We start from the raw sequence: 11,710 nt of genomic DNA on the forward strand, positions 1-11,710 counted from the left end.
TGCGCGCCGTGCCGCAGGACCGGCTGCGCGCCGCCCGCTCGCTGGGCGCCACCCGGGCGCAGCTGCTGCGCCATGTCATCCTGCCGAACGCGCTGCCGGAGATCCTGACCGGGGTGCGCATCGGCCTGGGCGTCGGCTGGTCCACCCTGGTGGCGGCCGAGCTGGTCGCCGCCACCAGCGGCCTCGGCTTCATGATCCAGAGCGCGGCGCAGTTCCTGGTGACCGACGTGGTGGTGCTGGGCATCCTGGTGATCGCCGTCGTCGCCTTCCTGCTGGAATATCTGCTGCGCCTGCTGCAGCGCCGGCTGACGCCCTGGCACGGGCGCGGCTGATCCCCGTTCCCCCGAAAACCAAGAGATAACAGAGAGGCCCCGCCATGCCCGACAGCCTGTCGACCCTCCTCTCCGTCCAGCCCCTGAACCCGACCATCGGCGCCGTGGTGCGCGGCATCGACCTGGCGCAGCCGCTGGGCGACGCCACCATCGCCGCGATCAACCGCGCCTTGCTGCAGCACCATGTGCTGTTCTTCGAGGGGCAGGAGCTGACCCCGGCGGCGCAGCGCGATTTCGCCGCCCGCTTCGGCGCGCTGCACGTGCACCCGGTGTATCCGCATGTCAGGGAAGTGCCGGAAATCATCATCCTCGACACCCATCCAGACAACCAGCCGGACAACGACAACTGGCACACCGACGTCACCTTCATCGAGACGCCGCCGCTGGGCGCGGTGCTGGCCGCGAAGGAGCTGCCGCCCTCCGGCGGCGACACCAGCTGGTCCAGCAGCACCGCGGCGTTCGAGGCGCTGTCGGCGCCGTGGCAGGCCTTCCTGACCGGGCTGACCGCCCTGCACGACTTCGCCAAATCCTTCCCGCCGGAGCGGTTCAGCGCGCCGGAGGACCGCGAGCGTTGGCAGATCGCGCGCGACAAGAACCCGCCGGTGATCCACCCGGTGGTGCGCACCCATCCGGTGACCGGCCGCAAGGGCCTGTTCGTCAATGAGGGCTTCACCACCCGCATCACCGGCTTCTCGGCCAAGGAGAGCGACGCGGTGCTGCGCTTCCTGTTCGACCATGTGGCCAAGCCGGAATTCACCGTGCGCTGGCGCTGGAAGGCGGGCGACGTCGCCTTCTGGGACAACCGCTGCACCCAGCACTACGCCCTGGCCGACTACCTGCCGAACCGCCGGGTGATGCACCGGGCGACCATTCTCGGTGATCGACCGGTCTGATCCGGACGATAGGCCTGTCCCCCTGTCTTCCCTCTTCTATCATTGCCGGGCTTGACCCGGCAATCCAGGGGCCACCCAGAGCGTCTTCGACAGTCCTGGATGCCCGGGTCAAGCCCGGGCATGACAATAAGGGGAGGCCCGCCCGCTACCCCTTCACCGCCCCCTTGGCCAGGCCGGCGACGATGTGGCGCTGGGCCAGCAGGAAGAACACGATCGCCGGCGCCAGCGTCAGGGTGACGAAGGCCAGGATCTTGTTCCACTCGGTGGAATACTCGCCCTGGTAGTTCATGATCCCGAGCGGCCAGGGATACATCTCCGGCGTGTTGAACATGATCAGCGGCAGCAGGTAGCTGTTCCAGCTGGCGACCAGGGCGAACACCGCCACGGTCGCCAGGATCGGGCGCGACAGCGGCAGGGTGATCCGCAGGTAGAACTGGAAATAGCCGCAGCCATCGACCCGCGCCGCCTCCCACAGCTCGTGCGGCAGCTGGCGGAAGAAGCCGCGCAGCATCAGGATCGCCATGCCAAGGCCGAAGGCGACCTGCGGCAGAACCACGCCCCAATAGGTGTCGAGCAGGCCGAGGTCGCGGACCCGGATGAACAGCGGCAGCATCGCCGTCGCCGCCGGGAACATCAGCCCCAGCAGCATGTAGTTCAGCAGCATGCGGCTGCCGAAGAACACGACATGGGCGAAGATGAAGGCCGCCATCGACCCGACGATCAGCACCAGCCCGACGGTCAGGCCGGCGATGACGGCGGAGTTGAACAGCATCCGCCACAGCCGGGCCGAGCCCAGGATCTCCCAGTAGACCGGGCCGGCCCAGCTGTCCGGCAGGCCGAGCGGGTTGACCCGCAGCTCGCCCAGCGTCTTGAACCCGCCCAGGGCCGCCGCGACCAGCGGCACCAGCACGATGCCGGCGACGGCGAGCAGGACCAGGTATTGCGGCAGCAGGGAGGGGCGGAGCGTGGGCGCAGCCATGGGTCTTCCTAGTCTCCGCGCATCAGGGTGCGGCGATAGACGATCGAGAAGGTGACGCAGATCAGGAACAGCACCACGCCGACGGCGCTGCCGAAGCCGATCTCCATCCGCATCTGGCCGAAGGTGTAGAGATACGTGACCAGCGAGTGGGTGGCGTTGGACGGGCCGCCGCGGGTCAGCGCCATCACCATGTCGAACAGCTGCAGCGCCCCCACCACCGAGAAGAACACCGACAGGCGGATGGTCGGGAACAGCATCGGGATCTTGATCCGGCGCACGATCTGCCAGGGCGTGGCGCCGTCGATCCGGGCCGCGTCGATGATCTCGGACGGGATGCTCTGCAGGCCGGCGATGTAGATCATCATGTGGAAGCCGAAATACTTCCACACCACCAGCACCAGCACCGCCGCCATCGCCAGGGTGCGGTCGGCCAGGACGAAGGGCGCGTCGCTGCCGGCGCCGAACCAGCTCCAGATCAGCGCCACGGCGCCGTAGCGGCCATCGTAGAGGAACTGCCAGATCAGCCCGGTCGCGACTTCGGCCAGGATGTAGGGCAGGAAGAACACCATCCGGAACGCCACCCGGCCGCGCAGCTTCTCGGCCAGCAGCAGCGCCATGGCCAGGGCCAGCGGCAGTTGGATCGCCAGCGACACCGCGATGATCAGCCCGGTGTTGCTCAGCGCCGACCAGAAGGTGCGGTTGCGCAGCAGCAGCTCGAAGTTGCGGAGCCCGACGAAATCCTCCGGGCTGCCGTAGCCGTTCCATTTGAACAGGCTGTAGAAGCCGGCCTCGCCCATCGGCAGGATCACGAAGATGGTGAACAGGGCCAGCGCCGGCACCAGCATCAGCACCACCGGCGCCACCTGCGTCCGCAGCGCCGTGCGGCGGCGGCGGCGGATGGTGGCATGGTCGTGGGACAGGGCGGCGGCGGTCATCGCGTTGGCATCCCAAACGCCGGCACCAGATGAGTCCCCCCTCCCCTCGCGGGAGGGGGGTAGGGGGAGGGGGTTCCCTCAACCCGAGCCGGCCCCAAGGCAACCCGAGCCGGCCTCAAAGAGATCTGCCTCGCAGCCAGATGCGCTCCCGACCAAGCGCGCGCGGACGCGCGCAGACCCCTCCCCCTGCCCCCCTCCCGCAAGGGGAGGGGGGACAAGGAAAGGACCAGCCGCTCGTCTTGGGATTGGGAACGCATCGGCATCTCCCCGCTCACCGCATCTCCCAGGCTTCCTGGACCTGGGCGGCCGCGTCCTCCGGGTCGGTTCCGCCGGAAACGATGTCGGTGGTCACATCGTTCACCACCCGGCCGACATTGGCGCCCAGCATCTGGTCGTAGAACACCTGGAAATAGCCGGCCTTGGCGATGTTCTCCGCCATCTGCCGGAAATACGGGTTCTTCAGCTTCTCGGCCGTGCCCTTGTTCACCGGGATATAGATGCCGAGCTCGGCCGCCTTCTCCTGGTTCTCCTTGTTGGTCAGGAACTTCAGGAAGTCGACCGCCTCCGGCGGCGACCCCTTGGTCACCAGCCAGCCATTGACGCCGCCCAGCACGTCGGTCGGGGCGCCGGCGCCGCCGGCCACGGTCGGGAACGGGATCCAGCCGAGATCGGCGTCCGGGATGCCCTTGCCCGAGGCGCTGTTCTTCTTGGCGTTCAGGTAGTCCCAATTGCCCATCAGGTGCATCGCGGCCTTGCCGTCGCCGAAATATCCCGCGGCCTGCGGATTGGTCAGGCCGAGATAGCCGGGCTCGAACGGGTCCAGCGCCGCCAGGGCCTTCAGGCCCTCGCCGGCCTTGACGAAGACGGGGCCGTCGAAGCCGTCGCCCGACTGGTTGTAGGCGGCCTGGAACGCGTCCTTGCCGCCGATGCGCATGGCCAGCAGCGTCCAGTAGAAATGGATCGGCCATTTGTCGGCGCCGCCGGTCGCCAGCGGCACGATGCCGGCGGCCTTGATCGTCTTCACCGCCGCGAGCAGGTCGTCCCAGCTCTTGATGTCCTCGGCCTTCACCCCGGCCTTGGCCAGCAGCGGCTTGTTGAACCAGAAACCGACCTGCGAGGCCAGCACCGGCACGCCCCAGACATGGCCGTCGACGGTGAAGGCCTCGAGCGCGGCCGGGCTGATCCGGTCGGCCCATTCGCCCTTCACCGCATCGGTCAGGTCCTCGATCACCCCGGCCTTGATCTGGTCGCGCAGGACGCCGCCGCCCCAGCTGTAGATGATGTTCGGCCGGTCGGGCGACTGCAGCGTGGTCGGCAGCTTGGCCTTGTAGGCCTCGTTCTCGAGATACTGCATCTGGATGGTGACGCCGGGATGCGCCGCCTCGTAAGCCTTGGCGACGCTTTCCATCCAGGCCACCGTGTCCGGCGTGTTCTCGATGTGCAGCCATTTGATCGTGGCATCGGCCATCGCCGCGCCCGACAGGAGGCCAGCGGCGGCGAGGGCCGCAAGGCCCGACACGACACGTCTCATGGTGTTGTCCTCCCTGTTGCTTGATCCTTGCGCCGGCGGTCAGGCTTCCAGCCAGCGCACCTCCTCGGGCGTCAGCGCGATGTCGAGCGCCTGCAGCGAATCCTCCAGCTCCTCCAGCGTCAGCGGGCCGATCAGCGGCAGCACCGGGAAGTCCTGGTGCAGGCAATACGCCAGCGCCACCTGGTTCGCCGATTTGCCCCGCCTGGCGCCGAGCTCCGCCGCCCGGTCGCGGCGACGGAAATTCACCTCGCCGTACCAGCAGCGCACCAGCTCCGGATCCTGCTGCCGGTCGCGGCCGGCGCGGTCGGTGAAGAAGCCGCGGGCCTGGCTGGACCAGGCCAGGAGCGGCATCCGCCGCTGCCGCAACCAGGCCTTCCATTCATCGTCCGCCGCGGCGATGCAGCCGGGCCAGACCGGCTGGATCATCTCCGCCAGGCTGAAATTGTTGCTGACCGTGGCCGGCCCCGCCTTGCCGTTGGCCTTGGCATAGGCCGCCGCCTCGTCCAGCCGCTCGCGCGTCCAGTTCGACCCGCCCCAGGAGCCGATGCGTCCGGCCCGGATCTCGGCATCCAGCACGTCGACGAACTCGCCGACCGGGATGTCCGGGTTGTCGCGATGCATCAGGTAGAGGTCGAGCCGCCCGGTCTGCAGCCGGTCGAGCGATTCCGTCAGCTGGCGCGGGATCACGTCGGGGTAGCACAGCGGCGCATGGGCGCCCTTGCCGATCAGCACGATCTCGTCGCGCACGCCGCGGCTGGCCAGCCAGTGGCCCAGCACCCGGTCGGAGCCGCCGGCGCGGTAGATCCAGGCGGTGTCGAAGGTGTTGCCGCCGCGCTCGAAGAAGCGGTCGAACAGCATCCCGGCCTGGCTGATGTTCTCGACCCCGACCGCGCCGATCGCCAAGGCCGAGGCCGGGCGGGCGGCGCCGGGCAGGTCGATCCGGCGCATGGCCCCGGCCTTGAGCGGCCGGCCGTCGACCGGGGCGGTGCGGCGCGCCGGCGTCTCCAGCGCATATTCCAGGCCGATCGCGGCGCGCCAAGCGTCCATGGTCTTCAGGTTGCCCAGGCTGTCGGCCTGGCTCATGAAGGCCGCCTCGCGATGCCCGGCCGCCACCGCGTCGCCGACGGCGTCGGCCTCGAAGCTGTAGAGCCAGCCCGGCTCCTCAATCGCGACCGTCTCGGACGTGCCGTCGGCCCGGGTGACGACAATCGTGCTGCTGCCGCCTTCCTTGCCGCTGCAGAACCAGGGCGAGGCGATCTCGATCCGGCCCTCGGTGCCGAAGATCCGGACCACATTCTCCAGTGCCAGCGTCACGCCGGTCGCGACCTGGGCGACGATGCCGCCCGGGAACTCCAGCACCGCCGCGGTCCATTCGTCGACGCCGCTACGGCCGAGATGGCCTGCCCCCGTCACCTTCAGCGGGTCGAGGAACGGCTTGCCCAAGGCGGCGCCGGCGATCAGCCGCGCGATCGACACCGGATAGCCGCCGACATCGAGGATGCCGCCGCCCGCCAGGTCGTTGGCGAACAGCCGGTGGTCCGGGTTGAATTTCGCCGCGAAGCCGAAGCTGGCCTGGATCATCCGCACCTCGCCGACGGCACCGCCCGCCACCAGCTCGGCCAGCTTCCGGGTCTGCGGATGGGCGCGGTACATATAGGCCTCGGCCAGGAACACGCCGGCGCGTCGGGCCGCGTCGACCAGCGCCATGGCGTCATAGGCGTTCACCGCGATCGGCTTCTCGCACAGCACATGCTTGCCGGCCTCGGCGGCGCGGATGCCCCAATGCACATGGCCCGGATGCGGCGTGGCGATGTAGACCGCGTCGACCTCGGGGTCGGCCAGCAGCGCCTCGTAGCCGGCATGGATGCGGGCGCCGGGGAAGGCCTCGGCCAGCCCCGGCTTCGCCGCGTCGCGCGTGCCGATCGCCACCAGCCGCCCGGTGCGCGACTTGGCCACGCCGCCGGCGAAGGCCTGGGCGATCCGGCCCGGCCCGAGAATGCCCCAACGCAGCTTCGCTTCCGTACCCATGCCCGTCTTTCCGTTATTCGAGAATGCCATCAGCCCTTCATGCCGACCGGCCAGGCCGGCGCTGAAGCGGCGCGCATCGGGAAGAACATCACCACCGCGGGACCGCGACAACCGCCGTCATGGCGGAGACCTGGTCGCGGAGGAGGAGGCGCGTCTTGGCCATGCGGTTCTCCCTGATGCCGGGGTGCGGATGAACGGCATCGAATTTTTTTGGTTTACGAATTTATCAGACCGGCTAGGGTGGAGCCTGTCAAGACCGAAAAAATCGGATGATTGCCGGAGATTCGGAATAAAATGGCCGGACGGACGGGATGGAAGCGCTGAATCGAGACCGGGTGAGGCGGCTCGCCCCAGCCCGCGCCGGCCATCCGGCCATGGTGCATCGCACCATAAAATTCGGATCCTGACGGAATGAAGACGGCCGATCCGGAGCTGATGCGGGCGATCAACCGCTTCCACGTGCTGGATGTGGTACGGCGCTTCGGCCCGATCTCGCGGGTCGAGATCGTGCAGCGCACCGAGCTGGCGCCGGCCACCATCTCGGCCATCACCGGCGGGCTGATCGAGGAGAACCTGATCCTGGCCCGGGCGGTCGAGGGCGTCGGCACCGCCGCGCGCGGCCGGCCGCGGGTGATGCTGGAGCTGAACCGCCAGGCCGCCTTCGTCTGCGGCGTCAAGCTGGCGCCGCACCAGATCAGCATCGCCGTCACCGACTACATGGCCGATGTGGTGCAGACCCTGTCCCTCCCGATCCGCCTGGCCCGCCAGGCGCCGGAGGTGGTGGCCGACATCCTGGAGGACGGCATCCGCCGCTGCGTCGGCGACGCCGACCTGGCGCTGGACCGGCTGGGCGGCATCGGCATCGGCCTGCCGGGATTCATCGACGGCCGCAGCGGCCTGTGCGTGTGGACCCCGATCCTGGGCGCGCCGGACGTGCCGCTGGCCGGGATGGTGCGCCAGAGGCTGGGCGTGCCGACCACGGTCGAGAACGACGTCCATCTGGTCACCCTGGCCGAGCACTGGTTCGGCCATGGCCGGGACAGCGACAGCTTCGCCGTGGTGGCGGTGGAGGATTCGGTCGGGCTCGGCCTGTTCCTGAACGGCGACGTGCATCGCGGCGCCGCCGGCATGGGGACGGAGTTCGGCCACACCAAGATCGCGCCGGACGATGGCCTCCCCTGCCGCTGCGGCCAGCGCGGTTGCCTCGACGCCTATGTCTCCGACCACGGCATCGTCACCCGTGCCCGTGCCCTCTTGGGCGCCGAGGCTGGGGCGATCGCGCCCGACGACCCGCGCGCCATCGGCCGGCTGCGCGACATGGCGCGCGGCGGCCGGGCCGAGATCCGCGCGCTGTTCGAGCAGGCCGGCGCCATCCTGGGCTTCGCCGTCGGCAACCTGATCACGCTGCTAGGCCCGCCCAAGGTGATCGTGGCCGGCAGCGCCATCCAGGCCCGCGACCTGATGGAGCCGGCCCTCCTGGCCGCCATCGACCGCGTCGTGCCCGTGCCGATCCGGCGCGGCACCGAGATCATCCTGCATGAATGGAGCGACGACGCCTGGGCCCGCGGTGCGGCAAGCCTGGTGCTGCGGCAGCTCTACGAAGCGCCCTGGAACGGCCAGGGCATGCCCCGATAGCGGAGAGGACCATGAGCGACAGACCGGTCGGCGTCGGCATCATCGGCTGCGGCTTCATCAGCGGCGCCTATCTGAAGGCCGCGCCCAACTTCCCGATCCTGCGGGTCAAGGCCTGCGCCGACCTGAACCTGGAGGCGGCGCAGGCCAAGGCGGCGGAGTTCGGCATCGCCGCCCAGAGCATCGAGCAGCTGCTGGCCGACCCCGAGATCGAGATCGTGCTGAACCTGACCACGCCGCAGGCGCATGTGCCGGTCGGGCTGCAGGCGATCGCCGCCGGCAAGCATGTGCATGCCGAGAAGCCGCTGGCCGTCAGCGTCGCCGAGGGCCGCACCCTGGTGGAGGCCGCCAAGGCCAGGGGCGTTCGCGTCGGCAGCGCGCCCGACACGTTCCTCGGCGCCGGGCAGCAGACGGCGCGCGCCCTGATCGATGCCGGGCGGATCGGCCGACCGGTCGCCGGCACCGCCTTCATGATGGTGCCGGGGCATGAGCGCTGGCACCCGAACCCGGATTTCTACTACGCCAAGGGCGGCGGCCCGCTGTTCGACATGGGGCCCTACTACCTGACCACGCTGGTCAACATGCTGGGGCCGGTGGCGCGGGTGACCGGGACGGTGTCCGCCGCCTACGCCGAGCGCCGCATCGCCAGCGGCCCGCGCGCCGGCCAGACGGTGCCGGTCGGCACCCCGACCCACATCACCAGCACGCTGGCCTTCGCCTCCGGCGCCATGGTCACCATGGTGATGAGCTTCGACATCCCGGCCCATCGCCACGCGCCGATCGAGATCTATGGCGAGACGGCGTCGCTGAGCGTGCCCGACCCGAACACCTTCGGCGGCGAGGTGCTGGTGTCGGTCGACCGCACCGAGTGGAAGGCCGAGGCCACCGGCCACGCCTATGGCGACGGCAACTACCGCATCATCGGCGTGGCCGACCTGGCCCATGCTATCCGCGAGAACCGCCCGCACCGCGCCAATGCGGAGCTGGCCTTCCATGTGCTGGAGGTGATGGAGGCGGTGGAGCGGTCCGGCCATGAAGGCCGCACGATCGAGATCGAAAGCCGCTGCGAGCGGCCGGAACCGATGCCGGTGGAGCCCGCCTTCGGCCGGGCCGCCGCCTGAGAAAGGGAGAGGAAGCGATGACCAGGCAGGCGCTGATCGTCTGGGGCGGCTGGAACGGCCACACCCCCAAGGAATGCGCGGATGTGGTGGCCGGGATGCTGCGCGGCGACGGCTTCGAGGTGTTCGTCGAGGACACCACAGAGGCCTTCGCCGACCCGGCCCTGAAGGACATGCACCTGATCGTGCCGATCTACACCATGTCGACGATGGAGAAGGAGGAGGTCACCAACCTGACCGCCGCGGTCGAGAGCGGGGTCGGCCTGGCCGGCTTCCATGGCGGCATGTGCGATGCCTTCCGCAACGAGGTGGCCTACCAGTTCATGACCGGCGGCCAGTGGGTGGCCCATCCCGGCAACATCATCGACTACCGGGTGCGGGTGACCCGGCCGGACGACCCGGTGATGCAGGGGATCGGGGATTTCGACTACCGGTCCGAGCAGTACTACATGCATGTCGACCCGAACAACGAGGTGCTGGCCGAGACCACCTTCACCGGCGACCACGCGCCCTGGATCGCCGGCCACACCATGCCGGTGGTGTGGAAGCGCCGGCATGGCGCCGGCCGGGTGTTCTACAGCTCGCTCGGCCACCGGGTGGAGGAGTTCGAGAACAAGGCCATGAACACCATCCTGCATCGCGGCCTGCTGTGGGCGGCGCGGGAGGCTTGAACAGGAGGCCTGGGACAACCGCGCGCTTGCGTCCGTCACGGCAGACTCGGTAACACCGAGGACTGGTGCCACCACGACGCCGGACGAGCCGCTTGCCCGACGACGCCCATTCGCCCGAGCCGGACCACCCCGGCGCGCCTGAGCCCGCCGGGGCGGAACGCCGACGGCGCTTCTCCGAGGTGCTGCAGGACCTGGCCACGGAGGGCGGCGAGCGCATCGCCATCGCCGACATCCTGACCGCCTTCGGCGACCGGGCCTTCGGCGCGCTGATGCTGGTCTTCGCCGCGCCGAATGTCCTGCCGACGCCGCCGGGCACCTCCTCGGTCCTCGGCGCGCCGCTCCTGTTCATCACCTTCCAGCTGATGATCGGACGCCCGGTGCTGTGGCTGCCGCGGCTGATCACCCGGCGGTCGGTGGCGCGGGCCGATTTCGCCCGGCTGGTCGACCGCATGGTGCCCTGGCTGGCTAAGGCCGAGCGGCTGCTGCGGCCGCGCCTGTCGCTGCTGATCGGCCCGGTGCAGGACCGCTTCATCGGCGCCGCCTGCCTGCTGCTGGCCGTCATCCTGTTCCTGCCGATCCCGCTCGGCAACATCGTGCCGGCCCTGGCGATCTCGGCCTTCGCCATCGGCCTGGTCGAACGCGACGGCATCGCCGTCTCCGCCGGCTGGGCGGTCAGCGCCGGGGCAGTCGCGATCCTCGCCGCCGTCTCCGCCGCCCTCTGGGCCGCCCTGCGCGCATTCCTGGAGACGCTGCTGGGCGTCACGATCTGACGGTCCCAGGTTCCCATTCCATTTCATTGTCATCCTCGGGCTTGACCCAAGGATTCAGGGCTTTCAAGAGCCGCTCTCGGTGGCCCCTGGATTGCCGGGTCAAGCCCGGCAATGACAATGGAGAGGCGTGGAAAGGGCCCGAACGCCGGTCGAACCAATCACCCCGGCAGCTCGGCAACCTTACTGACCACCCGGATGCGCAGCTGGTCGCGCCGGCCGCGGATCACCACATGCTCGGCCCGGAAGGCCGAGAGGTCGGCGCCGGCCTGATCGAGCAGGTCCTGCGACACCACCAGCTCCGCCGCATAGCCCTTGCACAGCCCTTCCAGCCGGCTGGCAGTGTTGACCGTATCGCCCACCGCGGTCAGGCCCTTGACCCCGCCGTAGCCCATCTCGCCGACGATCGCCGGGCCGACATGCAGGCCGATGCCCATGCGCAGCGGCTCCTTCAGGTCCGAGGCCAGGGCCTCGTTCAGCTCGGCCAGCCGCGCCGCCATCCGCCGGGCGGCGTCCAGCGCCTGGCGGGCACCGGCGGCGCGCCCGGACTCGACCCCGAACAGCGCCATCACCCCGTCGCCGATGAACTTGTCGACCTGGCCGCCCGCCCCCTCGATCGCCTGGCCCATGGCGGCGAAGTACCGGTTCAGCAGGAACACCACGTCATAGGGCAGGCGATGCTCCGACAGCCGGGTGAAGCCGCGCAGGTCGGCGAACATCACCGCGATCTCGCGCTCCTGGCCGTGACGGTGGCCCGGCCCCTGGAAGCCGTCGCGGGCGGTCGCCGTCGGCGGCAGCAGCGGCGTCACCTCGAGATCCTGCAC

11 protein-coding genes are annotated in these 11,710 nt (G+C 69.7%); 6 read left to right on the forward strand and 5 right to left on the reverse strand.

The window, feature by feature from the left end; translation table 11 throughout:
- A partial coding sequence (locus P409_RS13800; protein WP_034837383.1) for an ABC transporter permease subunit occupies window positions 1–332 on the forward strand: 332 nt, incomplete at its 5' end.
- 44 nt (window positions 333–376) lie between these two features.
- Entirely contained in the window at window positions 377–1,225 is an 849-nt protein-coding gene (gene tauD / locus P409_RS13805) for a taurine dioxygenase (RefSeq protein WP_343285507.1), read from the forward strand.
- Window positions 1,226–1,370: 145 nt separating this feature from the next.
- Here the strand turns inward: tauD and P409_RS13810 are convergent, their stop codons facing one another.
- The 4 genes from P409_RS13810 to P409_RS13825 all read right to left on the reverse strand — a co-directional run bounded on the left by P409_RS13810 (window position 1,371) and on the right by P409_RS13825 (window position 6,698).
- Window positions 1,371–2,204, reverse strand: coding sequence for a carbohydrate ABC transporter permease (locus P409_RS13810; RefSeq protein WP_034837386.1), 834 nt, complete (start codon window positions 2,202–2,204; stop codon window positions 1,371–1,373).
- 8 nt (window positions 2,205–2,212) lie between these two features.
- Complete coding sequence (locus tag P409_RS13815) at window positions 2,213–3,139, reverse strand: carbohydrate ABC transporter permease (protein WP_034837389.1); 927 nt, start codon at window positions 3,137–3,139, stop codon at window positions 2,213–2,215.
- A gap of 271 nt (window positions 3,140–3,410) precedes the next feature.
- Entirely contained in the window at window positions 3,411–4,670 is a 1,260-nt protein-coding gene (locus P409_RS13820) for an ABC transporter substrate-binding protein (protein ID WP_034837392.1), read from the reverse strand.
- Window positions 4,671–4,709: 39 nt separating this feature from the next.
- A complete protein-coding gene (locus tag P409_RS13825; protein ID WP_034837395.1) occupies window positions 4,710–6,698 on the reverse strand; it encodes an aldo/keto reductase in 1,989 nt (662 codons plus the stop codon).
- Window positions 6,699–7,109: 411 nt separating this feature from the next.
- Between P409_RS13825 and P409_RS13830 the strand changes: the two genes are divergently transcribed.
- The 4 genes from P409_RS13830 (at window position 7,110) to P409_RS13845 (ending at window position 10,889) form a co-directional block, all read left to right on the forward strand.
- Window positions 7,110–8,333, forward strand: coding sequence for an ROK family protein (locus tag P409_RS13830; RefSeq protein ID WP_034837398.1), 1,224 nt, complete (start codon window positions 7,110–7,112; stop codon window positions 8,331–8,333).
- 11 nt (window positions 8,334–8,344) lie between these two features.
- Window positions 8,345–9,451 carry a Gfo/Idh/MocA family protein gene (locus tag P409_RS13835; protein WP_034837401.1) on the forward strand — a complete coding sequence of 369 codons (1,107 nt, stop codon included), beginning with the start codon at window positions 8,345–8,347 and terminating at the stop codon, window positions 9,449–9,451.
- Window positions 9,452–9,468: 17 nt separating this feature from the next.
- Window positions 9,469–10,119, forward strand: a complete 651-nt coding sequence (locus P409_RS13840) for a ThuA domain-containing protein (protein ID WP_034837403.1) — start codon at window positions 9,469–9,471, stop codon at window positions 10,117–10,119.
- Between the two features lie 92 nt (window positions 10,120–10,211).
- Window positions 10,212–10,889, forward strand: a complete 678-nt coding sequence (locus P409_RS13845) for an exopolysaccharide biosynthesis protein (protein ID WP_034837406.1) — start codon at window positions 10,212–10,214, stop codon at window positions 10,887–10,889.
- 158 nt (window positions 10,890–11,047) lie between these two features.
- On the opposite strand, the gene P409_RS13850 is transcribed toward P409_RS13845, so the two are convergent.
- Window positions 11,048–11,710, reverse strand: a 663-nt coding sequence (locus P409_RS13850) for an adenylate/guanylate cyclase domain-containing protein (RefSeq protein ID WP_238578683.1), incomplete at its 5' end; no start/stop codon positions are given.

The sequence above is a fragment of the Inquilinus limosus MP06 genome (assembly GCF_000767795.1).
In the GTDB taxonomy this organism is placed as follows: Bacteria; Pseudomonadota; Alphaproteobacteria; order DSM-16000; family Inquilinaceae; genus Inquilinus; species Inquilinus limosus_E.